The organism is Pseudomonas sp. Q1 (genome assembly GCF_009935975.1).
Lineage (GTDB): Bacteria > Pseudomonadota > Gammaproteobacteria > Pseudomonadales > Pseudomonadaceae > Aquipseudomonas > Aquipseudomonas palleroniana.
Genome location: NZ_QODI01000015.1, coordinates 90611 through 114550, shown reverse-complemented (window position 1 = coordinate 114550; position 23940 = coordinate 90611). Strand labels below are relative to the sequence as shown.

The 23940-nt window shown below is 61.8% G+C and carries 21 protein-coding genes; 11 read left to right on the top strand and 10 right to left on the bottom strand.

Features of this window, described 5'->3' with window-relative positions:
• Positions 1-48: 48 nt before the first annotated feature.
• The 3 genes from adeC to DK870_RS22700 are packed head-to-tail and all read right to left on the bottom strand — an operon-like array spanning position 49 to position 5816.
• A complete protein-coding gene (adeC, locus tag DK870_RS22710) occupies positions 49-1506 on the bottom strand; it encodes an AdeC/AdeK/OprM family multidrug efflux complex outer membrane factor (protein WP_060753774.1) in 1458 nt (485 codons plus the stop codon).
• The gene (locus tag DK870_RS22705; protein ID WP_161549735.1) at positions 1503-4664 is read right to left on the bottom strand and encodes an efflux RND transporter permease subunit; all 3162 of its coding nucleotides are present in this window, start codon (positions 4662-4664) and stop codon (positions 1503-1505) included. The genes adeC and DK870_RS22705 overlap by 4 nt, the downstream gene beginning before the upstream one ends.
• Positions 4665-4667: 3 nt before the next feature.
• The gene (locus DK870_RS22700; RefSeq protein WP_060753772.1) at positions 4668-5816 is read right to left on the bottom strand and encodes an efflux RND transporter periplasmic adaptor subunit; all 1149 of its coding nucleotides are present in this window, start codon (positions 5814-5816) and stop codon (positions 4668-4670) included.
• A gap of 265 nt (positions 5817-6081) precedes the next feature.
• On the opposite strand from DK870_RS22700, the gene DK870_RS22695 reads away from it, so the two are divergent.
• Complete coding sequence (locus tag DK870_RS22695) at positions 6082-6714, top strand: TetR family transcriptional regulator (RefSeq protein ID WP_090366301.1); 633 nt, start codon at positions 6082-6084, stop codon at positions 6712-6714.
• Between the two features lie 317 nt (positions 6715-7031).
• On the opposite strand, the gene DK870_RS22690 is transcribed toward DK870_RS22695, so the two are convergent.
• The 3 genes from DK870_RS22690 to DK870_RS22680 are packed head-to-tail and all read right to left on the bottom strand — an operon-like array spanning position 7032 to position 9621.
• Entirely contained in the window at positions 7032-8087 is a 1056-nt protein-coding gene (locus tag DK870_RS22690) for an alkene reductase (RefSeq protein WP_104995748.1), read from the bottom strand.
• A gap of 27 nt (positions 8088-8114) precedes the next feature.
• A complete protein-coding gene (locus DK870_RS22685; protein ID WP_161549734.1) occupies positions 8115-9281 on the bottom strand; it encodes an MFS transporter in 1167 nt (388 codons plus the stop codon).
• 13 nt (positions 9282-9294) lie between these two features.
• On the bottom strand, positions 9295-9621 hold the full coding sequence (locus tag DK870_RS22680) for a helix-turn-helix transcriptional regulator (protein WP_060753768.1): 327 nt from the start codon (positions 9619-9621) through the stop codon (positions 9295-9297).
• Between the two features lie 153 nt (positions 9622-9774).
• Between DK870_RS22680 and DK870_RS22675 the strand changes: the two genes are divergently transcribed.
• Entirely contained in the window at positions 9775-10392 is a 618-nt protein-coding gene (locus DK870_RS22675; protein WP_161549733.1) for an ACP phosphodiesterase, read from the top strand.
• Positions 10393-10397: 5 nt separating this feature from the next.
• Here the strand turns inward: DK870_RS22675 and DK870_RS22670 are convergent, their stop codons facing one another.
• Both DK870_RS22670 and olsB read right to left on the bottom strand, forming a co-directional pair.
• Positions 10398-11189: a lysophospholipid acyltransferase family protein gene (locus DK870_RS22670; protein WP_060753766.1), complete on the bottom strand. Its 792-nt coding sequence runs from the start codon at positions 11187-11189 to the stop codon at positions 10398-10400.
• Positions 11189-11944 carry an L-ornithine N(alpha)-acyltransferase gene (gene olsB / locus DK870_RS22665; protein ID WP_060753765.1) on the bottom strand — a complete coding sequence of 252 codons (756 nt, stop codon included), beginning with the start codon at positions 11942-11944 and terminating at the stop codon, positions 11189-11191. Before olsB ends, DK870_RS22670 begins: the two co-directional genes overlap by 1 nt.
• Positions 11945-12132: 188 nt before the next feature.
• Here olsB and DK870_RS22660 point away from each other — a divergent pair, with 188 nt between their 5' ends.
• The 5 genes from DK870_RS22660 (at position 12133) to DK870_RS22640 (ending at position 16934) form a co-directional block, all read left to right on the top strand.
• Entirely contained in the window at positions 12133-13206 is a 1074-nt protein-coding gene (locus DK870_RS22660) for a serine hydrolase (RefSeq protein ID WP_161549732.1), read from the top strand.
• A complete protein-coding gene (locus tag DK870_RS22655) occupies positions 13203-13517 on the top strand; it encodes an amidase (protein ID WP_104995753.1) in 315 nt (104 codons plus the stop codon). Before DK870_RS22660 ends, DK870_RS22655 begins: the two co-directional genes overlap by 4 nt.
• Positions 13518-13642: 125 nt before the next feature.
• Complete coding sequence (locus DK870_RS22650; protein WP_161549731.1) at positions 13643-15085, top strand: amidase; 1443 nt, start codon at positions 13643-13645, stop codon at positions 15083-15085.
• Positions 15086-15196: 111 nt separating this feature from the next.
• A complete protein-coding gene (locus tag DK870_RS22645; protein WP_161549730.1) occupies positions 15197-15775 on the top strand; it encodes a YceI family protein in 579 nt (192 codons plus the stop codon).
• Position 15776: 1 nt separating this feature from the next.
• On the top strand, positions 15777-16934 hold the full coding sequence (locus tag DK870_RS22640; protein ID WP_161549729.1) for a phosphatidylserine/phosphatidylglycerophosphate/cardiolipin synthase family protein: 1158 nt from the start codon (positions 15777-15779) through the stop codon (positions 16932-16934).
• 127 nt (positions 16935-17061) lie between these two features.
• Here DK870_RS22640 and bglX read toward each other — a convergent pair whose 3' ends face one another.
• Positions 17062-19353 (bottom strand): beta-glucosidase BglX, encoded by a 2292-nt coding sequence (gene bglX, locus DK870_RS22635; RefSeq protein WP_104995755.1) that lies wholly within the window; start codon positions 19351-19353, stop codon positions 17062-17064.
• Positions 19354-19595: 242 nt separating this feature from the next.
• Between bglX and DK870_RS22630 the strand changes: the two genes are divergently transcribed.
• The 4 genes from DK870_RS22630 to DK870_RS22615 all read left to right on the top strand — a co-directional run bounded on the left by DK870_RS22630 (position 19596) and on the right by DK870_RS22615 (position 22905).
• The gene (locus DK870_RS22630) at positions 19596-20207 is read left to right on the top strand and encodes a LemA family protein (RefSeq protein WP_161549728.1); all 612 of its coding nucleotides are present in this window, start codon (positions 19596-19598) and stop codon (positions 20205-20207) included.
• 18 nt (positions 20208-20225) lie between these two features.
• Positions 20226-20954, top strand: a complete 729-nt coding sequence (locus DK870_RS22625; RefSeq protein ID WP_060753757.1) for a YgcG family protein — start codon at positions 20226-20228, stop codon at positions 20952-20954.
• Positions 20955-20982: 28 nt separating this feature from the next.
• Positions 20983-21600, top strand: coding sequence for a TPM domain-containing protein (locus DK870_RS22620; protein WP_060753756.1), 618 nt, complete (start codon positions 20983-20985; stop codon positions 21598-21600).
• Between the two features lie 87 nt (positions 21601-21687).
• Complete coding sequence (locus DK870_RS22615) at positions 21688-22905, top strand: SAM-dependent methyltransferase (protein WP_060753755.1); 1218 nt, start codon at positions 21688-21690, stop codon at positions 22903-22905.
• Positions 22906-22949: 44 nt separating this feature from the next.
• Here DK870_RS22615 and DK870_RS22610 read toward each other — a convergent pair whose 3' ends face one another.
• Positions 22950-23894, bottom strand: a complete 945-nt coding sequence (locus tag DK870_RS22610; RefSeq protein ID WP_161549727.1) for a DMT family transporter — start codon at positions 23892-23894, stop codon at positions 22950-22952.
• Positions 23895-23940 lie beyond the last annotated feature (46 nt).

Below are 23940 nucleotides of genomic sequence, written 5' to 3'. Positions count from 1 at the left end.
CAAAATAAAAAGCCCACCAAAAGGTGGGCTTCGTTTACGTCGCGCAGATCAGAACAGCTTCATCTTCGGCGCTTCTTCTTTCAACGGCTCGTTCTTCGCCGTCTGCTCGTTCCAGCCACCGCCGAGGGCCTTGTACAGGTTGACCTCGCTGGTCAGCTGCGCCAGGCGGTCGGTGATCAGCGATTGCTGGGCACTGAACAGTTGGCGCTGTGCATCGAGGAACGTCAGGTTGCTGTCGACACCAATGCGGTAGCGACGCTCGGCCAGGCGGTAGTAATCCTGGTTGGCCGCGACGAAACCACGTTGGGCGTCCAGTTGCTGTTTGTAGGTCGCACGTGCGGCGAGGCCGTCGGAGACTTCCTGGAAGCCGGTCTGGATGGCTTTCTCGTAGTTGGCCACGTTGATCTCTTTCTGGATCTTCGAGTAGTCCAGGCTTGCGCGCAGGCTACCGGCGTTGAAGATCGGGATGTTGATCTGCGGGGCAAACGACCAGGTGCCCGAACCGCCTTTGAACAGGCCGCCCAGGTTGGGGCTGGCGGTGCCGGCGCTGGCGGTCAGGCTGATGCTCGGGAAGAACGCTGCCCGGGCGGCGCCGATATTGGCGTTGGCTGCCTTGAGGTTGTACTCGGCCTGCACGATGTCGGGACGCCGTTGCAGCAGGTCCGACGGCAAGCCGGCCGGCACTTCGCTGAGCAGGTCATCCGACAGCGGCTTGCTGGCCAGATTGGCCGGCAGGCCGGTACCCAGCAGCAGGGTCAGGCTGTTTTCGTCCTGGGCCACCTGGCGCGTATAGCGGGCAAGCTGCACGCGCGCGTTTTCCACCGAGGTACGCGACTGGCTGAGGTCGAGGGCCGAGGCCACGCCGACTTCGTTGCTGCGCGAGGTCAACCGATAGCTCTCCTCGAAGGCGCCCAAGGTCTCCTGGGTCAGCTTGAGCAGTTCCTTGTCGGCCTGCCAGGTCAGGTAGGCGTTGGCCACGCTGGCCACCAGGCTGATCTGGGTACTGCGCCGTGCTTCTTCAGTGGCGAAGTACTTTTGCAGGGCTTCTTCGCTCAGGCTGCGTACGCGACCGAACAGGTCCAGCTCATACGCGCTGATCCCGAGGCCGGCCGAGTATTGGCTGTTGATGCTCGCTTCGCCGGTCTGCGACAGGCGGGCCGGAGTGCGCGAGCGGGTGCCGCTGCCCGTGGCCGAAACGGCCGGGAACAGGTCGGCACGCTGGATCTGGTACTGCGCCGCATACGCGTCGATGTTCAGCGCCGCGACGCGCAGGTCACGGTTGTTCACCAGCGCGGTCTGGATCAGCTGTTGCAGGGCCGGGTCATGGAAAAACTGCTTCCAGCCTTGCTCTGCAGCGGCCTGGCCCGGCGCCTGGGCCGACGAATACGCCGGCCCCTGCGGGAACTGGGCAGCTACCGGCGCCTCGGGGCGCTGGTAGTCAGGTATCAAGGAGCAGCCACTGAGCACGAATGCGGTGACGGCCAGGGAAATTAGCGACTTGCTCATTGGCCAGCCTCTTTAGGAGTTTCAATGGCCACCGGCTTCTTGCGTTCGCCGGCGGAGGACACGGTAGCGTAGAACAGTGGCACCCAGAAGATCGCCAGGACAGTCGCCGTGATCATACCGCCGATCACGCCGGTACCGATTGCATGCTGGCTGCCTGAACCTGCGCCGGTGGAAATCGCCAGCGGCAGTACGCCGAGCATGAACGCCATGGACGTCATGATGATCGGGCGCAGACGCATGCGGGACGCTTCGATGGCGGCCTCGACGATGCCCTTGCCCTGTTCGTGGAGCTCTTTGGCGAACTCCACGATCAGGATGGCGTTTTTCGCCGCCAGACCGACGGTTACCAGCAGGCCCACCTGGAAGAACACGTCGTTGGACAGGCCGCGCAGGCTGGTGGCGATCAAGGCACCGATCACACCCAGCGGCACCACCAGAATCACCGCAATCGGGATCGACCAGCTTTCGTACAGGGCCGCGAGGCACAGGAACACCACCAGCAGCGACAGGGCGTACAGCGCAGGCGCCTGGGAGCCGGAGAGGCGTTCTTCATATGACAGGCCGGTCCACGAGTAGCCGACACCGGCCGGCAGACTCTTGGCAATGCGCTCGACTTCCGCCATCGCGTCACCGGTACTGTAACCAGGTGCCGGAGTACCGAGGATTTCCATCGCCGCTACACCGTTGTAACGCGAGAGCTTGGGCGAGCCGTAGATCCACTTGCCCGACGAGATGGCCGACAGGGGCACCATCTTCCCGGAGGTACTGCGTACGTACCATTTGTCCAGGTCTTCCGGCGACATGCGGCTGGCCGCGTCACCCTGCACGTACACCTTCTTCACACGACCACGGTCGATGAAGTCGTTGACGTAGCTGCCACCTAGGGCAATCGCCAGGGTCTGCTGGATTTCCGACAGGCTGATGCCCTGGGCACTGGCCTTCTCGTCGTCAACGGTCAGCTCGTACTGCGGCTCATCGTTCACGCCGTTGGGGCGTACGCCCGCCAGGATCTTGCTTTGCGCCGCGGCACCGAGGAACTGGTTACGCGCATCCATCAACTTCTGGTGGCCGACGCCGCCTTGGTCTTGCAGGAACACGTCGAAACCGGTGGCGTTACCCAGTTCCAGAACCGAAGGCGGCACGATGGCAAAGACCATGGCGTCCTTGAAGGCCCCGAAGAAGTAACCCTGGGCCCGTTTCGCGACCTCGAACACCGATTGCGAAGCATCTCGCTCGCCCCATGGCTTGAGCATCACGAACGCAAGGCCCGAGCTCTGGCCACGGCCGGCGAAGTTGAAGCCGTTCACGGTAAACACCGACTTCACGGCCTTGCCTTCGCCCGGCTCGCCTTCCTTGTCGTTGAGCAGGAAGGCACGCATGTCGTCGATGACTTTTTGCGTACGTTCAGCCGACGAACCGACCGGCGTCTGCACCTGGGCAAAGATCACACCCTGGTCTTCCTCAGGCAGGAACGCGCTTGGAATACGGGTGAACATCCAGATCATGCCGGCCAGGATCAGCGCATACACCAGGAACGCTGGAATCTTGTGCTTGATCATGCCGCCCACGCCGCGCTCGTACTTCTGAACGCCGCGATCAAAGGTGCGGTTGAACCAGCCGAAGAAGCCGCGCTTGGGTTGGCCGTGTTTTTCCGGGTCGATCGGCTTGAGCATGGTGGCGCACAAGGCCGGGGTAAAGATCAGGGCAACCAGTACCGACAACGCCATCGCCGAAACAATGGTGATGGAGAACTGTCGGTAGATCACACCGGTGGAACCACCGAAGAAGGCCATCGGCAAGAGTACCGCCGACAATACCAGGGCAATACCCACCAGGGCACCCTGGATCTGGCCCATGGACTTGACCGTCGCCTCCTTGGGCGAGAGGTGTTCCTCGGCCATGACCCGCTCGACGTTTTCCACCACGACGATGGCATCGTCCACCAGCAAGCCGATGGCCAGGATCATGCCGAACATGGTCAGGGTGTTGATGGTGAAGCCGGCTGCCGCGAGGATGCCGAAGGTACCCAGCAATACCACCGGTACCGTCATGGTGGTGATGATGGTGGCGCGGAAGTTCTGCAGGAACAGGAACATCACCAGGAACACCAGCACGATCGCTTCGACCAGGGTGTCGACTACCCCGGAGATCGACTCGGTCACCACCGGGGTGGTGTCATACGGCACCACCGCCTTCATGCCTGGCGGGAAGAACGGTTCCAGGGAGGCCACGGTGGCACGGATCGCCTTGCCGGTGTCCAGGGCGTTGGCGCCGGCTGCCAGCTTGATGGCCATACCCGAGGCCGGCTTGCCGTTGAACTGTGCACTGATGCTGTAGTTCTGGCCACCCAGCTCGATACGAGCCACGTCACCCAGGCGAACCTGCGAGCCGTCGGCGTTCACCTTCATCAGGATCTTGGCGAACTCTTCGGCGCTTTGCAGACGGGTCTTGCCGATGATGGTGGCGTTCAGCTGGGTGCCGGGCAGGGCAGGCAGGCCGCCCAACTGGCCGGTCGCGACCTGGACGTTCTGGGCCGAGATGGCGTTACTGACGTCTACCGGCGTGAGCTGATAGTTGTTCAGCTTGGCCGGGTCGAGCCAGATCCGCATGGCGTATTGCGAACCGAACACCTGGAAGTCACCCACACCGGCGGTCCGGGAAATCGGGTCCTGGATGTTGGAAACGATGTAGTTGGACAGGTCGTCCTTGGTCATGCTGCCGTCTTCCGACACCAGACCGATCACCATCAGGAAGTTCTTCACCGACTTGGTCACGCGGATACCCTGCTGCTGCACTTCTTGCGGCAGCAATGGGGTCGCCAGGTTCAGCTTGTTCTGCACCTGAACCTGGGCGATGTCCGGGTTGGTACCCTGGTTGAACGTCGCGGTGATGGTCATGCTGCCGTCGGAGTTACTGTCCGAGGCGACATAACGCAGGTTGTCGATACCGTTGAGCTGTTGCTCGATGACCTGCACCACGGTGTCCTGCACGGTTTGTGCGGACGCGCCTGGGTAGGTCACCTGGATGTCGATGGCGGTTGGCGCGATGGCCGGGTATTGGTTGATGGGCAACTTCAGGATCGACAGTGCCCCGACCAGCATGATCACCAGGGCGATTACCCAGGCAAAAATGGGACGGTCGATAAAAAATTTCGACATGAATTACTCCCCTTTACCAGCAGCGGCAGCAGGTGCTGCAGCCGTACCGGCGGGTTTAGCGTTATCAGCGTCCTTGACCTTGACTTCGATGCCCGGCTTGATGAACTGCAGGCCCTCGGTGATCACGCGGTCACCGGCCTTGAGGCCATCTTCCACCAGCCAGTAGGCGCCGGCAGTGCGGTTCGCCACCAGGACGCGCTGTTCGACCTTGTTGTCCTGGTTCACGACCAGTGCCGTCGGGATGCCCTTGAGGTCACGGGTCACGCCTTGTTGCGGCGCCAGGATAGCCTTGCTGTTCACACCGGCTTGCAGTTGGGCGTGGACGAACATGCCCGGCAGCAGGGTGTGGTCAGGGTTGGGGAACACGGCGCGCAGGGTCACGGAACCGGTGGTCTGGTCGACCGACACTTCCGAGAATTCCAGCTTGCCGTCCAGGCCGTAGGCGGTGCCGTCTTCCAGGGTCAGCTTGACCTTGGCGGCGTTGTCGCCAGCTTTTTGCAGCTGGCCGCTTTCCAGGTCGCGGCGCAGTTTCAGCATTTCAGCCGAGGACTGCGTGACGTCGACGTAGATCGGGTCCAGTTGCTGGATCACGGCCAGTGCATCGGTCTGGCCATTGCTGACCAGCGCGCCTTCGGTCACCGAAGAACGGCCGATACGCCCGGAGATCGGCGCGAACACTTTGGTGTAGCGCACGTTGATCTGGGCGGTTTGCACGTTGGCTTCGGCGGTCATGCGGTTGGCCACGGCGGTGTCGTATTCCTGGCGACTGACGGCCTGCTCATTGACCAACTGCTTGTAGCGGTCGCTGATGGACTTGGTCTGGGTCAGGCTGGCTTGGGCGCTTTTCAGGGTGGCCTCATACACCGACGGGTCGATCTGGTAGAGCTGCTGCCCTTCCTTCACGTCGCCGCCTTCCTTGAACAGGCGCTTGAGAATGATGCCATTGACCTGGGGGCGGACTTCCGCAATGCGGTAAGCCGTGGTGCGGCCCGGCAGTTCAGTGGTCAGGGTAAAGGCTTGCGGTTGAATGGTGACCACGCCGACCTGAGGGGTTTGAGCGGGCGGAGCCGCTTCTTCCTTTTTACATCCGCTGAGCAGCGATGCCAGGGCGACGGCAGTGACCAGAGCGGTAACAGCTGGCTTAAGTTGCATGAAGATCCTCGGGTCAGGCGCGCAGAATGCGCACAAGCAGTGTGGAAGGGTAAAAAACAAGCTGTGAGTAGATAAGTAGCTTGCTACGCAATATACTTACGTTCATGGTTGTTTGTAAACTCTTGACAGGCTTCGCGCAATGTTGACAAAGCACCGCTGAAAGCCTCGATTCTAGTACGTTCGGCGCCCCTGACGGCGTCGTCCCACAATTATTCAGATGCTCGTTACCGATCATCCCAAGTGTTCTGATTGAGGTTTTACTGCCATGGTTCGTCGCACCAAAGAGGAAGCTCAGGAAACGCGCAGCCAGATTCTCGAGGCCGCCGAGCACGCCTTTTATCAGCGCGGCGTCGCGCGGACCACGCTGGCGGACATCGCCACGCTGGCCGGCGTGACACGCGGTGCCATTTACTGGCATTTCAGTAACAAGTCGGACTTGTTCCAGGCACTGCTGGACACGCTGCACGAACCCCTGGACGAATTGGCCAGGGCGAGTGAAAGCGAGGATGAAGTCGACCCGCTGGGCTGTATGCGCAAGCTGTTGATTCATCTTTATCATCAAGTGGCCCTGGACCCGAAAACCCGGCGCATCAACGAAATCCTGTTTCATAAGTGCGAGTTCACCGATGAAATGTGTGACATGCGGCGCCAACGCCAGACCCACAGTCTTGAGTGCAACCTGCGCATCGGCCTGACGTTGCGTAACGCGGTCAATCGGGGGCAACTGCCGGAAAACCTGGACACTACCCGTGGCGCCGTGTGCATCCACGCCTACATCCACGGCTTGATTGGCCAATGGCTATTGGTGCCTGACAGCTTCCAACTGCACCAGGACGCCGAGCGTTGGGTGGATACAGGGCTGGACATGCTGCGCCTGAGCCCCAGCCTGCGCAATTAAGACAAAATGCGTAATTGCTTCCAGTTGTGTCAACGGCAAATTCCAGAAACAGTCAATCGCCCCTTCGCCTGATGGGCAGGATGACTTTATATACGGGCTGACCGGCGGTTGATAGGTAGCCGCCTAAGTATTTTGTAGCGATTTTGTTGCAAGCCTGTGAAGGAATGTTTCCTCATAGGCTATACAAAGCAAAATGTGGGAGGGGGCTTGCTCCCGATAGCACAGTGTCAGTCGCCTGATTCGTTGGCTGACACACCGCTATCGGGGGCAAGCCCCCTCCCACATTTTATTGTCGTACTACTTATTCAGAGTGACGCTCAAAGCGCCAGCGTCGGGTAGTCGATGTAACCCACCGGGCCTTTGCCGTAGAAGGTTTCCGGGTGCGCTTCGTTCAGCGGCGCATCGGCCTTCAGGCGGGCCGGCAGGTCCGGGTTGGCAATGAACGGTACGCCGAAGGCCACCGCATCCGCCTTGCCGGCGGCCAGCCAGGCGTTGGCGCTGTCCTTGGTGAAGCGCTCGTTGGCGATGTACGGGCCGCCGAAGGCTTTTTTCAGCTGTGGGCCGAGACTGTCGGCACCTTCTTTTTCGCGGGAGCAGATGAAGGCGATACCACGTTTGCCCAGTTCGCTCGCGACGTAGGTGAAGGTTTCCGCCAGGTTCTCGTCGCCCATGTCATGGGAGTCGGCGCGCGGAGCCAGATGTACGCCCACACGGCCGGCACCCCAGACTTCAATCGCAGCGTCGGTCACTTCCAGCAGCAGGCGCGCCCGGTTTTCCAGGGAGCCGCCATAGTTGTCGGTACGCTGGTTGGTGCTGCTTTGCAGGAATTGGTCGAGCAGGTAGCCGTTGGCGCCGTGGATTTCCACACCGTCAAAACCTGCGGCCTTGGCGTTTTCCGCACCCACGCGGTAGGCGTCGACGATGTCGGCGATTTCAGCGGTTTCCAGGGCGCGCGGGGTAGGGTAGTCGGCCAGTGGGCGCACCAGGCTGACGTGGCCTTTAGGCTGGATGGCGCTCGGGGCAACGGGCGTTTCGCCGTTCAGGTAGGACTCATGCGAGATGCGCCCTACGTGCCACAGTTGCAGGAAAATCTTGCCGCCTGCGCCGTGCACGGCCTTGGTGACATTCGCCCAGCCACGCACTTGGTCATTGGACCAGATGCCCGGGGTGTCAGGGTAACCCACGCCCATCGGCGTGACCGAAGTGGCTTCGCTGAGGATCAGCCCGGCGGAAGCACGTTGCACGTAGTACTCGGCCATCAATGCGTTGGGAACGCGACCGGCATCGGCGCGGCAACGGGTCAGCGGCGCCATGATGATACGGTTGGACAGTTCCAGGTCGCCCAGTTTGATCGGATCGAAAATAGTCGTCATGGGAAAACACTCTCTCTATTAAGTTGATCAGTTGGTCGCAGGGGCCAGGTCGGCGTCGCCGCCCTGACGGAAAGTCATCAAGGTCACCAGCAGCGCGAGCACCGCCAGGGCACCGGCGGCCAGGGGCACGCTGGTCAGGCCGAGGCCGTGGGCAATCACACTGCCGCCCACCCAGGCGCCGAGGGCGTTGCCGACATTGAAAGCGCCGATGTTCAGGGTGGACACCAGGTTCGGTGCAGCCTTGCCGAAGGTCACCACGTTGATTTGCAGTGCAGGGACGGCGGCGAACGCAGCGGTGGCCCACAGGAACAGGGTGATTTCAGTCGGGATCAGTGCGGTGCTGGTCCAGCTCAGTACGGTGGAAACCACCGCCATGCTGATGAACACGCCGATCAAGGTGGCGCCCAGGCGTTTGTCCGCCAGCTTGCCGCCGATGATGTTGCCCAGGGTGAGGCCCAGGCCGATCAGCAACAGCGTCCAGGTCACGCCCTTGGGCGACACGCCGGTGACATCGCCCAGCAACGGCGCGACGTAGGTAAAGAGCGTGAACATGGACGCTGAAAACAGCGCGGTCATGCTCAGCGACAGCCAGATACCGGCGCCCTGCAGCGCTTTGAGTTCGGCGCGCATGTCGAGTTTTTCTTCATCACGCTTGGCGGGCAGGAAGCGGATCAGACCGATCAACGCCACCACGCCAATCACGGTGACGGCCCAGAAGGTCGAGCGCCAGCCGGCTGCCTGGCCCAGCGCCGTGCCCAATGGCACGCCAAGCACGTTGGCCAGGGTCAAGCCGGTGAACATCAAGGCCACGGCCGAGGCACGCTTGTTGGCGGGCACCAGGTTGGCGGCCACCACCGAACCGATACCGAAGAAGGCCCCGTGGCACAGCGCGGTCACCACGCGGGCAAACATCAGCACGTTGTAGTCGCTGGCCAGGGCGCAGAGCAGATTGCCGATAATGAAGATGCCCATCAGCACTACCAGGGCGGCCTTGCGTGGCAGCTTGGCGGTCGCCAATGCCATGAAGGGCGCGCCGATGGCCACGCCCAGGGCGTAGCCGGTCACCAGCCAGCCGGCACCTGGAATCGACACACCCAAGTCTGCCGCCACATCGGGCAACAAGCCCATGATGACGAACTCGGTGGTGCCGATGGCAAAGGCGCTCAGGGCCAGTATGAGTAGCGAGAGAGGCATTATCCTGTCCTTGTTACAGCGCTGCCTTATCGTCAGCGCTGAGTTCGGTGATGAGCGCAGCGAGGAAGGCCTGGATGGTTTCCTCGTTGCGTTTGAAAAAGTGCCACTGCCCAGCCTTCTGGCTGCTGATCAGACCGGCCCGTTGCAAGGTGGCCAGGTGGGCCGACACCGTCGACTGGGACAAGCCGCAGCGCTGGTCGATCTGCCCGGCGCAAATGCCGTATTCGTGGTTATGCAGTTGCTCGGGAAACTGCACCTTGGGGTCTTTAAGCCAGGTGAGGATGTCTCGTCGTACTGGGTGTGCCAGGGCTTTTATTATTTCGTCGAGGTCGATGGACATGGCGGTTGCTCGTTGCTTGCAGCGTTATATCGCGATGAGGCGAACTTTAAATCGTTGAATTCCGATATACCAATATGATTTTGGTCTTGATGCCGATCAATTCGGTATATCGGGTTATAACGATACGTTGGCGGCAGTGTTAGACTGCACGTCATGAATTATCTCGCACATCTGCACTTGGGCGGCCAACTTCCTGCGCAACTGTTGGGCAGCCTCTATGGCGACTTCGTCAAAGGCCGCCTGCAGGGCCAGTTCAGTCCGCAAATCGAATCGGCCATTGCGCTGCACCGCTCAATCGACCGCTACACCGACAGCCACCCACGGGTGGGGCAGGCGTTGTCGCGCTTCAGCCTGACCCGCCGGCGTTATGCCGGGATCGTCCTCGATGTGTTTTTTGACCACTGCCTGGCGCGGGACTGGCTGGTGTATGCCGACCAACCGCTGGAGCGCTTCACCTCGCAGGTGTATCGCGTACTGGCGGCCGAACCGCAGTTGCCAGGGCGCCTGGCGCAGATCGCCCCCTATATGGCGGCGGATGACTGGTTGGGTTCCTACCGCGAGTTTGCGGTGATGGAACAGGTGTTGCGGGGGATCTCACGGCGCCTGACACAGCCCGCAGAACTGGGCCATGCAATGCAGGAGTTGCGCATGCTCTATGAGCCGTTGAGTGAGGACTTCCGGGTGTTCTATCCGCAACTGCAGGCGTTTGCCAGCACCCAACTGGCAGCATCAGGCCAAGTGTGGGAGGGAGCAGGCCCCTCCCACATTTGAACGATTCAGGCAGCGAATGCAGGCCGTGCATCCACCTGCTCGATCTCCGGCAGCGGCCCGAACAAGGCTTTCTGCACCGCTTGTTGCGCCTGGTACGCCAATGCCGCGCGTTCCTGGCCGGCACAGGCAATCGGCTTGAGCACATGAATCTCGACATCGCCCTGGTCATTGGCAAACAGGCGCATCAGGTGCGAGAGCAAATCATCATCGCCAATGAACGGTGCCAGCGGATCCACCTGGCCGCCGCGCAGATAACGAATGGCCACCGGTTGCAGTGACACCTCGGCATCAATGGCACTGGCCAGCAAGCGTCCGTGGAAGGTGCGCAGGCTGCGCCCGTCGGTGGTGGTGCCCTCCGGGAACATCAGCAGTGGGTGCTGCTGCTCCAGATGGCGGGTCATCTGCTTGCGGATCAACTGGCTGTCGCCCGAGCCCCGGCGGATAAACAGGCTGCCGGCCTTGGCTGCCAACCAGCCGGCGACCGGCCAGGTGCGCACTTCGGCCTTGGACAGGAACGACATCGGCGTGACCATGCCCAGCAGCGGAATGTCGGTCCAGGACACGTGATTACTCACCCACAGCATCGGCGTTTGCGGCAGCTCGCCGTGTACCGTCACGCGAAAGGGCAGAGCGTTAGTCAACCGCGCCATGAAGAATCGCGACCAGCGCTGGCGTCGCACCATCGAGTTGGCGACACCCAAGCGTTCGAACACCCCAAAGACACTGGCCATGCTCAAGCCCAGCGCCACCACCAGCAACACCCGTGCAATGCGCCCATAGACGCGCAGGCGGCTCATCACATCGCCGCCTTGAAGTGGCGGGCATAACGCGGGCATAACTCATCGCGCTTGAGCAGGATAAATACGTCGGCCACCTGGAAGTCTTCATCCCAGCACGGCTCACCGCAGATCTTCGCACCCAGGCGCATATACGCCTTGAGCAGGGGCGGCATCTCGGCGATGACGTTGGACGGCAGGTCCAGCGCCGGCAGCGGCTTTTTCGGTTCGGCGCGCAAGTGTTCATTGCACAGGTAGCGTTCGCGCAGGCGCTGCATGATCGCGTGGGCCTGGATGCCGCCATCGTGCATCGGGATGCTCGCGCAGCCCATCAGGTAGCTGTAGCCACCCTCGTTGAGCACCTCGGCCAACTCGCCCCACAGCACCGCGATGGTGCCGCCGTTGCGGTAGGCGGGATCGACGCACGTGCGGCCGATTTCCAGGATCGGGCCTTGCAGATGCAACAAGCCGTGCAGGCTGAATTCTTCTTCACTGTAGAACCGGCCCAGAGTGCCGGCTGCCTGGTGGTCCAGCAAACGGGTGGTCGCCACCAGTCGACCGCTGTTCAAATCACGCACGCCGATGTGGCTGCAGTGAACATCATAATCATCCATGTCCAGGCCCAGTTCCGCACCTTTCAGCTTGGCGTTGAACTCGCCGCTGAACACGTTGAACCGCAGGGCCTGGGCTTCCTGCAACGCCTGTGCGCCAACCAGGCGTTCGGCTTGCAGGCGGCGTTCATTGCCGGTGTCGCTGATGCGGGCGATCTGAGTCATGGCGAATCTCCGAGTGCCGGCCACTTACCGGCCGGTCGACTTGTTTGTCCAAACTCAGGCTATGTAGCCTCGGTGTCATCTCCATGAAGTTACGGTGACGGTTGGATGACAGGCTGTTTGTCGCAAATCTGTCATCGGCCTCGGCTAGGCTCGCGGGCTTGAATGCCCCCCTCGTTGAGTCTGCGTTTATGGTCAGAGGCTTGCTGTGTGTCGCCCTGCTGTTCGTCACCGTTACCGCCCACGCCGAAACCTGGCCCGACAAGGAATGGGCCAAGGGCACAGCGCTTTCCGGCCCTGCTGTCGATGCATTGGACGCCTACGCATTCCCAGCCCGCGATGACGTCACCCGCAAAGGCATCCGCACCGATGCCTTGCTGGTGATCCGCGATGGCCAGATCATTTATGAGCGCTACGGCGCGCCCACCACGGCCAGCACGCCGCACCTGACGTGGTCCGTCAGTAAAAGCCTGATGGCCACTGTGCTCGGCGTGTCCTACGGCGAGAACCGCTTCAAGCTGAGCGACCCCGTGGCGCGCTTTTACCCGCCGATGAAACAACACCCCACGGTGACGATGGCCGACTTGCTGCACTGGGCCTCGGGCCTGGACTGGCAGGAGGACTATGAGTACGCCCCGCTGAACTCCTCGGTGGTGGCAATGCTCTACACCCGCGGCCGTGGCGATATGGCCGACTTCGCCGCAGACACCGCGTCCGTCAACCCGCCAGGCCAGGCGTTCCGTTACTCCAGCGGCGACAGCAATATCCTCTCCGCTGCCCTCAAAGGCATGCTCGGTCACAAGGCCTATATGAGTTACCCGTGGGACGCGCTCTTCAAACCGCTGGGCATTCACAACGCCACGTGGGAAACCGATGCCAATGAAACCTTTGTCGCCTCGTCCTACGCATACCTCACCGCCCGCGATCTGGCGCGGGTCGGCCTGCTGATGGCGCGCGACGGGCGCTGGGGTGATCAGCAGTTGCTGCGCAAAGACTGGGTCGCCTTCAACCGCCAGCCGTTCGACCGCTACAAAGCCGGCCAGGACGACGCGGTGCCGGGTGGGCATTGGTGGCTTAACAAAGGCGTGCCGCAACCCTGGCCCGACGCCCCTGCCGACACCTTTGCCGCCCTCGGCCACTGGGGCCAGGCATTGTTCGTGATGCCCGACGAACACTTGGTGATCGTGCGTTACGGCGACGACCGCGATGGTAGCTACCGCCATAACGAATTGCTCAAACACGTGCTTGCGGCGGTGCAACCATGATCCGCCGTCGACCGTTTACCAGTCTGTTTCTACTGTTGTTGCTCGCCTTGCTGGGTTGGATCTGGCACGAGCGCGTCAACCTGCAAGCCTTCCCCGACATCATCGCGGCGTACACGGCCAAGGAATATTGTTCGTGCCGGTATGTGGAGAACAACCCGGCCGATTATTGCCGCGGGTATGTGAAGCAGTACGTGCCGATCAATGCGTTGAGCGATAACCCGCAGCGCAGTGAAGTCACCGCCAGTGGGTTGGGGCGCACCCATACTGCGCGGTGGATGGGGGACCGCCAGGGCTGCCGCCTGTTGCCTTGAAGTTTCACACCTGTATGCACACGCCGTTGTTGTCAGCTTGCACGCTGACGTTGCCGGTGTGCTTACTGTACGCATGAGGTAGCGTTTGCCAGGTAGCCGCTATCGTTTGCGAGTGAGGTGAGGCCTTGAGTATTGTTGATTGGGATGCCGCGCAACTGTCACGGGCGATCCACGCCCGGCAGGTCTCCTGCGAAGAAGTGATGCTGGCATTTCTGGCGCAGATCCAGCGTTTCAACCCGAGCGTGAATGCGCTGGTGTCGCTGCGCGAAGCCGATGAGGTGCTGGCCGAGGCGCGGGCCTGTGATCGCGAATTGGCCCAGGGCCGGTCCCGTGGCTGGATGCACGGCATGCCCCAGGCGATCAAGGACCTGGCGGCCACCCAGGGGTTACGCACGACCCTGGGTTCGCCATTGTTCGCCGACCATGTGCCGACAGAAGACGCGATCAGCGTGGCACGCGTGCGTGCCAGCGGCGCGATCATCATCGGCAAGAGCAACGTGCCGGAGTTCGGCCTCGGCTCACAGACCTACAACACGCTGTTCGGCACCACCGGCAACGCGTACGACCCCAGCCGTGTCGCAGGCGGCAGCAGCGGCGGGGCGGCCGTGGCCCTGGCGCTGCGCATGCTGCCGGTGGCCGATGGCAGCGACATGATGGGTTCGTTGCGCAACCCGGCGGCATTCAACAATGTGTTCGGCTTGCGCCCGTCCCAGGGCCGGGTGCCCCACGGGCCGGTGCCGGAACTGTTCGTGCAGCAATTGAGTACCGAAGGCCCGATGGGCCGCAGCGTGACGGATGTGGCGCAACTGCTGAGCATCCAGGCGGGTTATGACCCTCGGGTACCGTTGTCATCCAAGGACGATCCGCGCGTCCTGGGCCAACCCTTGGCGCGTGACTTCAAGGGCACGCGCCTCGGCTGGCTGGGCGACTATAACGGCTACCTGCCGATGGAAGACGGGATCATGAGCCTGTGCGAATCGGCCCTCGGGGATTTCGCCACGCTGGGTTGCAACGTCGAACGCTGCCTGCCGGACTTTTCCATGGCGCGCCTGTGGCGTAGTTGGTTGGTACATCGCCACTGGTTGGTGCATGGCAACCTGGCTGGGGCCTACGCCAACCCGAAAAAACGCGCCTTGCTCAAGCCCGAGGCGCAATGGGAAGTGGAGGGTGGCCTGGGCTTGAGTGCCCAGCAGGTGTATCAGGCTTCGGTGGATCGCAGCGAGTGGTATCGCGCGTTGGCCAAGCTGTTCGAACGCTACGATTTCCTGTTGCTGCCCACGGCCCAAGTGTTCCCTTTCGATGCCCGACAACCCTGGCCGCGCCAGGTGGCAGGGCGTGACATGGACACCTACCATCGCTGGATGGAAGTGGTGATCGGCCCCACCCTGGCCGGCCTGCCGAGCATGAGCATTCCGGTGGGCTTTAACTCCCAGGGCCTGCCCATGGGCCTGCAGATCATCGGCCCGGCGCAGGCCGACCGTGCGGTCCTGCAATTGGCGTATGCCCATGAGCAACTGACGCAATGGGTGCAGCGGCGGCCGCCTGCGTGTCTAGCGGGGATAGGTTGATTGGTCGACGTAGGACCTGGCGTTGGCCTGGCGCGCCTCCTCCACAATGGATTTGCACCGTTCATGACATTGCGCTTAAGGTTCGCTCAGGTTTTCCCCCGCGAGTCGTTAATGTCAATCAAACCCTTGGCCTTCGCCCTCCTGGCCGCCACCGCCTTACCTGCCCATGCCGATTGGTACCTGGATAACGAGTCCTCGCGCCTGTCGTTCGTGACCACCAAAAACACTGAAATTGCCGAAGTGCATCGCTTCCTGGTGTTGCATGGCAAGGTGGATGGCAACGGCGCGGCGCAGTTGGAGGTGGAGCTGGAGTCGATCAACAGTGGCATCCCCCTGCGCGATGAGCGCATGCGTAATGACCTGTTTGAAATCAAGACTTTCCCCGAAGCCCGGATCAACGCGCAGATCAACCTGCAACCGATCAACGATCTGGCGCCCGGCGCACAGTTGGAGTTGCGTCTGCCGCTGGCGGTCACGCTGCATGGCAAGACCCAGACTTACAGTGCCGAGCTGCTCGCCACGCGCCTGGATGATCGCCGGTTCCAGGTCGTGACCCTGCAACCTGTGGTGGTGCACGCCGAGGATTTCGAGCTGATGCCGGGTGTTGCGGCCTTGCGTAAGGCGGCCGGGCTCACGTCTATCAGCTTGTCGGTGCCGGTGGGTGCGGTACTGATCTTTTCGGCGCGCTGACATGGGCGGCGCAGTGTTCCCTTGGCGCAGCGCCAACCGTTTCGAGTTGCTGATCGACGGGCCGAGTTTTTTCCCGCAGATGCTGGTGGGCATTGCCCGAGCTGAGCGGCAGGTGGACCTCGAACTCTATCTGGTGGAAGCCGGGGCGTGTGCCGAAGCCATGGTGCAGGCGCTGGTCGTGGCCGCCGAACGTGGCGTGCAGGTGCGCTGTCTGTTCGATGATTACGGCAGCCTGGCATTTACCCTTGGGCTGCGTAAGCGCTTGATCGACGCCGGTGTCGAGCTGCGGTTTTACAATCGCCTCAACTGGCGCCGGTGGATGGGCAACTTGTACCGCGATCATCGCAAGCTCTTGTTGATCGACCGGCATAACGCATTTGTGGGCGGCACCGGGGCCACGGATGAGTTCTGGACACCGGGCAACGACACCGCCGATTGGCATGAAGTGATGGTGCATATACACGGCCCTCTGGTGCAGGACTGGCAGGCGTTGTTCGACCGCCAATGGCAGGCCAATGCGGCGCGCCGGGAGTGGAAAGCCTCCCGCCATTTCGGTTTGCCGCGCTTGCCCAAGGTGCCGGCGACAGGCCCGGGCCTTGGCCGGGTGGCATATGCCGATGCCCGTCAGCACCGCGATATCTTGCAATCACTGCTGCGCTCACTGAACCGCAGCCAGCAACGCATCTGGCTGGCCACCCCGTACTTTTTGCCGACCTGGGGCGTGCGTCGTGCCCTGCGTCGAGCGGCGGCGCGGGGCGTGGATGTGCGCTTGTTGCTCACCGGCCCGCGCACCGATCACCCGTCCGTGCGTTACGCCGGGCACCGCTATTACCCGCGCCTGCTGCGCTCGGGTGTGCAGATCTTCGAATACCAGCCGTGCTTCCTGCACCTGAAAATGGTGCTGGTAGATGACTGGGTGAGCGTGGGCTCGTGCAATTTCGATCACTGGAATCTGCGCTTCAACCTGGAAGCCAACCTCGAAGCGCTGGACCCGGCATTGACGCAGGCGGTGGCGGGCAGTTTCGAGCGTGACTTTGCACAGAGCCAGGCGGTGAGCCTGGAGGCCTGGAAGGCTCGGCCGTTGTGGCGACGGGTGAAACAGCGGGTGTGGGGGTGGATTGATCGGTTGGTGGTGAACTTGCTGGATAGACGCGGCTAACCAGGTCAATGAAATCAAATATGGGAGGGGCGGTGCGAGGATTCGGCTTGCTCCCGATTGCAGGGTGTCAGCCTCTGAAAATATTGACTGATCCACCGCTATCGGGAGCAAGCCCCCTCCCACATTTTTAGAGCAGTTCGAACGTCTGCTGTTGCACATCCTGGGAGTCGAGCCCGATCTGCACGTTGAATTCACCCGGTTCCGCTGCGTATTTGAGCTGGGTGTTGTAGAACTTCAAGTCGTCCTCGGTGATGGTGAAGTGCAAGGTGCGTTCTTCACCCGCCTTGAGCATGACTTTCTGGAAATTCTTCAATTCCTTGATCGGACGGATCATCGAACCGGCCACATCCTGGATATACAGCTGCACCACGGTTTCGCCATCCACCTTGCCGGTGTTTTTCAGCGTGACGCTGGCGTCGAGCTTGCCGGTCTTGTTCAGGGTCGTGGACGACAATGCCATGTCCGACAGGCTGAACGTGGTGTAGCTCAGGCCGTAGCCGAACGGGAACAGCGGCCCGGTGGTGTCATCGAAGTATTGCGAGGTGTAGTTGCCCGGTTTGCCTGGGGTGAATGGCCGTCCAATGGTCAGGTGGTTGTAGTAGGTCGGAATCTGGCCCACCGAACGAGGGAAGGTGATCGGCAGCTTGCCCGATGGGTTGTAGTCACCGAACAGCACGTCAGCGATAGCGTTGCCGCCTTCAGTGCCGGCGAACCAGGTTTCCAGGATCGCATCGGCCTGCTGGTTCTCATCGAGAATCGACAGTGGGCGGCCGTTCATCAGCACCAGCACCAGGGGTTTGCCGGTGGCTTTGAGCGCCTTGATCAAGTCGCGTTGGCTTTGCGGGATGTTCAGGTCGGTGCGGCTGGAGGACTCGTGGGACATGCCCCGCGATTCACCCACGGCCGCCACGACCACGTCGGCGTCCTTGGCGGCTTTCACGGCCTCGTCGATCATCACCTGGGCAGGGCGGGTGTCATCCACCACTTCCGGTGCATCGAAATTGAGGAAGTTGAGGTAGTCGACCACCGCCTTGTCGTTGGTGATGTTGGCGCCACGGGCGTAGATGATCTTGCCTTTTTCGCCGATCACCGCGTTCATGCCGTCGAGCAGGGTCACCGATTGTTCCGGCTTACCGGCCGCGGCCCAACTGCCCATCATGTCGATCGGTGCCTTGGCCAGCGGGCCAACCAGGGCGATGGTCGCGGATTTTTTCAGCGGCAGGGTGTCATGCTGGTTTTTCAGCAGCACCAGGCTGCGGCGCGCAATGTCGCGGGCGTCGCTGCGGTGCAGGCGGCTGTCGGCGTAGGTGTCGGCCGGATCGTCCTCGGCCTTGCCGATGCGCAGGTACGGGTCTTTGAACAGGCCCATGTCGTACTTGGCGCCTAGCACTTCACGCACGGCGTTGTCGATGTCGCTCTGCTGGATTTCGCCGGACTTGAGCAACCCCGGCAGTTCCTTGCCGTACAGCGAGTCGTTCATGCTCATGTCGATACCGGCCTTGATCGCCAGCTTGGCGGCTTCACGCCCGTCCTTGGCCACGCCGTGCTTGATCAGCTCGACGATCGCGCCGTGGTCGCTGACGGCCAGGCCCTTGAAGCCCCAGTCCTTGCGCAGCAGGTCGTTCATCAGCCAGGTGTTGGCGGTGGCGGGCACGCCGTTGATGGAGTTGAGCGCCACCATCACGCCGCCGGAACCGGCCTTGATCGCCGCGTGGTAGGGCGGCAGGTAGTCCTGGTACATCTTGATTGGGCTCATGTCGACGACGTTGTAGTCGCGGCCGCCTTCCACCGCGCCATACAGGGCGAAGTGCTTGACGCTGGCCATGAGGCTGTCGGCGTTGGCGGGGCTGGCGCCCTGGAACGCCTTGACCATCACTTCGGCAATGCGCGAGACCAGATAGGTGTCTTCGCCGAAACCTTCGGACGTACGGCCCCAGCGGGGGTCGCGGGAGATGTCGACCATCGGCGCAAAGGTGATGTCGAGGCTGTCGGCGGCGGCTTCCTGGGCGGCGATGCGCCCGGAGCGACCGATGGCGTCCATGTCCCAGCTGGAGGCGAGGGCCAGGCTGATCGGGAAAATGGTCCGGTGGCCGTGGATCACGTCATAGGCGAAGAACATCGGGATCTTCAACCGGCTGCGCATGGCCGCGTCCTGCATCGGACGGTTTTCCGGGCGGGTGATGGAGTTGAACGTGCCGCCGATGCGGCCTGCGGCGATTTCCTTGCGGATCAGCTCGCGGGGCATTTCCGGGCCGATGCTGATCAGGCGCAATTGGCCGATCTTTTCATCCAGGGTCATCTGCTTGAGCAGGTCGCTGACGAAGGCGTCCTTGTCTTTAAGCGCAGCAGGCTTTGTTTCTGCCCATACGGGGTGAGTGGCCAGAGTGGCAACAAGGCCGAGCAAACACAGCTTTTTCATGAATATCCTTTTTCGGCACACTGCGCGGCGTAAATACGCCGTTCTGCCAAAATGTGGGGAACCTATGTTGTTGTTCGAGTGTTATTGCTGAAAATGCACCACACTTCTGAACTCTTATTTGCGCTGGGCATCTTTTAGCTGATTGACTCGACGCAATCCAGTCGTGGTCGCGGATTATGCCTCAAGCGTGTGAGCGATAGGGCCAGCCGTCAAATTCATCCCGTTGCACCAGGAGAACCACCATGCAAGCAGCACACACCTACCGCTGGGGCTTCAAGGCCGCCGCTTTGCTTTTGCTCAGCACAGTGCTCAGCGGTTGCGGCATCAACACCATTCCCACGCTGGATGAACAGGCCAAGGCAGCCTGGGGCCAGGTGCAGAACCAGTACCAACGGCGCGCCGACCTGATCCCCAACCTGGTGGAGGTGGTCAAGGGTTACGCGGCCCATGAGCAGGACACCCTGACCGCTGTGATCGAAGCGCGGGCCAAGGCCACTTCGATCCAGGTGGATGCCAGCACCCTCGATAACCCGGAAAAACTCAAGCAGTTCCAGCAAGCCCAGGACGGTTTGAGCGGTGCCCTCAGCCGCCTGATGGTGGTGTCCGAGCGCTACCCGGACCTGAAGGCCAACCAGAACTTCCTGGCCCTGCAATCCCAGCTTGAAGGTACCGAGAACCGTATCGCCGTGGCCCGGCGTGACTTTATCCAGGCGGTACAGGCGTACAACACCGAGATCCGCACCTTCCCGGGTCGCCTGTGGCACAGCATCATGTACAGCGATCTGCCGATCCGCGCGACGTTCGAAGCCACCAGTGCCGATGCCGATAAAGCGCCCCAAGTGAAGTTCAAATAAGGCTTCCCTGAGGTGTCGATGCGTTTATTAAGGATAGGCCTGGCGCTGTGCTGGTTGGCCTGTGTCGGTGCGGCCCAGGCGGCGCTGACCTTCCCGGCGCTGACCGGGCGGGTGGTGGACGACGCCCAGATGATCGACCCGGCGACGCGCCAGCAACTGACTCAGCAATTGCAGGCGCTGGAGCAAACCACGGGCGACCAGATCGTGGTGGTCACCGTGCCTGACTTGCAAGGTGTGCCCATTGAGGACTTCGGTTATCAATTGGGCCGCCAGTGGGGTATTGGCCAGAAGGGCAAGGACAACGGCGCGCTGTTGATCGTCGCCCGCGATGAGCGCAAATTGCGTATCGAAGTCGGTTACGGCCTGGAGGGCGTGCTGACGGATGCGCAGTCGTGGGTCATCATCAACCAGGTGATCGCACCGGCTTTCAAGGCCGGTAACTACAGCAAAGGCATCAGCGACGGCGTGGCGGCAATGCTGCAAGTGGTGGGCGGCGAACCGCTGGCCGTGCCGGCCCATGTGGCGGATGCCAACTTTGCCAAGGATAATCCCGGGTTTTCCATCGGCCTGTTTATTCTGCTGATCGGCGTGTTGTGGCTGTGCAATCGCATGGGCCTGCCGGTGGGGGCGATCCTGCTGGCCATTCTCAGCAACAGCGGCCGTGGTGGTGGCGGCGGGGGAGGCGGCGGTGGTTTCCGGGGCGGCGGTGGTGGCTTCGGCGGCGGCGGGGCGTCAGGCGGCTGGTGATGATAATAATGAGAGAGCAAGCACAACCATGGCATTACTGACTGAGCACGAGCAGCGCCAAGTCGCGCAAGCGATTGCCCGCGTGGAAAAAGACACCGACGCGGAACTGGTGACCGTACTGGCCGCCCGCGCCGACGACTACGCCTACATCCCGCTGTTGTGGGCCAGCCTGATCGCGTTAGTGGTGCCCGGCGTGGTGCATTACCTGTCGGGTTATCTGACCATGTACACCTTGTTGCTGGCGCAATGGGTGACCTTCATCGTGTTGTGCCTGGTGTTCCGCCTGCCCAAGGTCACCACCCGGTTGATCCCGCGTTCGGTGCGCCATTGGCGCGCGTCCAACCTGGCACGGCGGCAGTTTCTGGAGCAGAACCTGCACCACACGCTGGGCAGCACTGGGGTGCTGATCTTTGTCAGCGAGGCGGAGCGGTATGTGGAGATCCTGGTGGATGAGGGTATTTCCAGGCACCTGGATAACAGCAGTTGGGATGGGATCGTCAAGGCGTTTACCCAGCAGGTGAAGCAGGGGCAGACATTGGCGGGGTTTATCGCGTGCATCGAGGCCTGTGGCGAGTTGTTGAAGGTGCATGTGCCGGTGACGCAGACGCGTAACGAACTGCCCAATCGACTGGTGGTGCTGGAGTAAGGCGTACCACTGGTCAAATAACTCCGTGCCCTGAAGGGCTATCCCCCCTAAAATGCCCGGCATTCCCAGCCCGAGGCGTTTTTGTTCATGTCCGTCACCGCTCAACCCGCCAGCCCTGCGCCGGATCATCATGCCCAGTTCATCGAACTGTTGAACGCCAGCCTCGCGCAGAACGCCTTTATCAAACTGGTGCTGGCCAAGTACGTGGGCACGGAGGCCGAGCTGCAACGGCTGATCATCAAGCAGGTGGCGGTCAAGGAGCAGCCTTGCCTGTCTTTCGTCTACCGCTACAAGACGCGCGACATCACCAAGAATTTGCCCCTGGCCGAAGGCGTCAAGGCGATTGCCGAGCTGCTGCCGGCCTCGTTCAAGAACGCGCACTTGCTGTCGCTGACTGATGAAGCCCAGTTGGAATACAGCAAGAAGAACAAAAGCTCGCTGTTCAAAAGCAAGCCACAACAACTGCGGGAGGCTCCTTCCGCCGAGCATAACCGCGAGAAAAATCGTTTCCTCGACCTGAGCCGGCCGTTCCTTGCCGACCTGGGTGTGACCGACGCCAAACAGGCGCTGATCCCATCGATGTCGCGCAAGTGGAAGCAGATCAACAAATTCATCGAAGTCTTCAGCCATGCGTTGACCTCGTCACCGCTCAAGCTCGACCAGCCGGTGCGCGTCGCCGATTTCGGCTCGGGCAAGGGCTACCTGACCTTCGCCATCCACGACTACCTGCGCAACACCCTCAAGGCCGAGGGCGAAGTGACGGGCGTTGAGCTGCGTGAAGACATGGTCACCCTGTGCAACAACGCCGCCGCACGCCTGGAGCACCCGGGGCTGGTGTTCAAATGCGGCGATGTGCGCAGCGTGGCGCCCAGCGAGCTGGACGTGATGATCGCCCTGCATGCCTGCGATATCGCCACCGACTACGCGATCCACACCGGCATCCGCTCCGGCGCGTCGATCATCATGTGCTCGCCGTGCTGCCACAAACAGATTCGCCTGCAGATCCAGAGCCCGGTGCTATTGAAGCCGATGCTGCAATACGGCCTGCACCTGGGCCAACAGGCGGAAATGGTCACCGACAGCCTGCGTGCACTGTTCCTTGAAGCCTGTGGCTACGAGACGAAGGTGTTCGAGTTCATCTCCCTGGAACACACCAACAAGAACAAGATGATCCTCGCGGTCAAACGCGCCGAACCGTTGGACAACGCCCAGTTGCTGGAGAAAATTCAAGAGCTGAAGGCGTTCTACCACATCACCGAGCACTGCCTGGAAACCCTGCTGCGCGCAGACGGGTACCTGGTCTAAACGCAGTCCGATGTGGGAGGGGGCTTGCTCCCGATGGCAGCGTGTCAGTCAACGGATTGACGGGCTGATGCACCGCTATCGGGAGCAAGCCCTCTCCCACCTGGTTTGGAGACTGGTGCAGGCTGCACCGCGGTCTTGCGCCCCAGCATCACGGTCGCGATCACCCCGCAGGCAAACAGCCAGGTCACCGGCTCGATATGTTCGCCAAAGAACAACGCCGAAAAAGCGATGGTGAAGAAGATCTGCAGCAGTTGAATCTGGCTGACCCGGGCAATGCCACCCATCGCCAGCCCGGCGTACCAGGCAAAGAACCCCAGGAACTGCGAAAACAGCGACACATAGCCGAACGCCCACCAGGTGCGCAGCGAGATTGTTCCTTGATGTTGCGCCGCCAGGTACCACACCGGGCCGATCAACACGGGCGTAGACAGCACCAGCGCCCAGCAGATCACCTGCCAGCCGCCCATCTCCTTGGCCAGTCGGCCGCCTTCGGCATAACCCAGGCCGCCAACGGCAATCGCGCCGAGCATCAGCAGGTCGCCCGCCTGGATACTGCCGGCGCCGGTGATCAAGGCGTAACCCAGCACCAACCCACTGCCCAGCGCCGCACAGGCCCAGAAGGCTTTCGACGGCCGCTCATGGGACAGCCACGCTGCGTACAACGCCACGCACAGCGGTTGCAGGCCGTTGACCAACGCGCCATGGGACGCCGGCAAGGTTTGCATGGCCCAGGCCGACAGCACCGGGAAGCCCAGGATCACGCCGGCCATGACCAGGCACAACCCACGCACTTGGCGCCAGGTCGGCCAGCGTTCGCGGCGCCACAACAACAGCGCGGCCGCCGGCACCGCCGCGAACAAGGCGCGACCCAGGCCGTTGAGCAACGGGTGGATTTCCTGCACCACGATGCGGGTGAAGGGCAGGGTCAGGCTGAAGATGATGACACCCAGCAGGCCGAGGGCCATGCCGGTGTTTTCGCGCGAGCTCATGGGGGCATCCGAAATAGAGAGAAGCCCATATCCAGAGGGCTTCCAG

Excerpts from the sequence above, each read along its gene's own strand:
- adeC (WP_060753774.1), bottom strand. The coding sequence starts at position 1,506 with ATGAGCAAGTCGCTAATTTCCCTGGCCGTCACCGCATTCGTGCTCAGT.
- DK870_RS22705 (WP_161549735.1), bottom strand. The coding sequence starts at position 4,664 with ATGTCGAAATTTTTTATCGACCGTCCCATTTTTGCCTGGGTAATCGCC.
- DK870_RS22700 (WP_060753772.1), bottom strand. The coding sequence starts at position 5,816 with ATGCAACTTAAGCCAGCTGTTACCGCTCTGGTCACTGCCGTCGCCCTG.
- DK870_RS22695 (WP_090366301.1), top strand. The coding sequence starts at position 6,082 with ATGGTTCGTCGCACCAAAGAGGAAGCTCAGGAAACGCGCAGCCAGATT.
- DK870_RS22690 (WP_104995748.1), bottom strand. The coding sequence starts at position 8,087 with ATGACGACTATTTTCGATCCGATCAAACTGGGCGACCTGGAACTGTCC.
- DK870_RS22685 (WP_161549734.1), bottom strand. The coding sequence starts at position 9,281 with ATGCCTCTCTCGCTACTCATACTGGCCCTGAGCGCCTTTGCCATCGGC.
- DK870_RS22680 (WP_060753768.1), bottom strand. The coding sequence starts at position 9,621 with ATGTCCATCGACCTCGACGAAATAATAAAAGCCCTGGCACACCCAGTA.
- DK870_RS22675 (WP_161549733.1), top strand. The coding sequence starts at position 9,775 with ATGAATTATCTCGCACATCTGCACTTGGGCGGCCAACTTCCTGCGCAA.
- DK870_RS22670 (WP_060753766.1), bottom strand. The coding sequence starts at position 11,189 with ATGAGCCGCCTGCGCGTCTATGGGCGCATTGCACGGGTGTTGCTGGTG.
- olsB (WP_060753765.1), bottom strand. The coding sequence starts at position 11,944 with ATGACTCAGATCGCCCGCATCAGCGACACCGGCAATGAACGCCGCCTG.
- DK870_RS22660 (WP_161549732.1), top strand. The coding sequence starts at position 12,133 with ATGGTCAGAGGCTTGCTGTGTGTCGCCCTGCTGTTCGTCACCGTTACC.
- DK870_RS22655 (WP_104995753.1), top strand. The coding sequence starts at position 13,203 with ATGATCCGCCGTCGACCGTTTACCAGTCTGTTTCTACTGTTGTTGCTC.
- DK870_RS22645 (WP_161549730.1), top strand. The coding sequence starts at position 15,197 with ATGTCAATCAAACCCTTGGCCTTCGCCCTCCTGGCCGCCACCGCCTTA.
- DK870_RS22640 (WP_161549729.1), top strand. The coding sequence starts at position 15,777 with ATGGGCGGCGCAGTGTTCCCTTGGCGCAGCGCCAACCGTTTCGAGTTG.
- bglX (WP_104995755.1), bottom strand. The coding sequence starts at position 19,353 with ATGAAAAAGCTGTGTTTGCTCGGCCTTGTTGCCACTCTGGCCACTCAC.
- DK870_RS22630 (WP_161549728.1), top strand. The coding sequence starts at position 19,596 with ATGCAAGCAGCACACACCTACCGCTGGGGCTTCAAGGCCGCCGCTTTG.
- DK870_RS22625 (WP_060753757.1), top strand. The coding sequence starts at position 20,226 with ATGCGTTTATTAAGGATAGGCCTGGCGCTGTGCTGGTTGGCCTGTGTC.
- DK870_RS22620 (WP_060753756.1), top strand. The coding sequence starts at position 20,983 with ATGGCATTACTGACTGAGCACGAGCAGCGCCAAGTCGCGCAAGCGATT.
- DK870_RS22615 (WP_060753755.1), top strand. The coding sequence starts at position 21,688 with ATGTCCGTCACCGCTCAACCCGCCAGCCCTGCGCCGGATCATCATGCC.
- DK870_RS22610 (WP_161549727.1), bottom strand. The coding sequence starts at position 23,894 with ATGAGCTCGCGCGAAAACACCGGCATGGCCCTCGGCCTGCTGGGTGTC.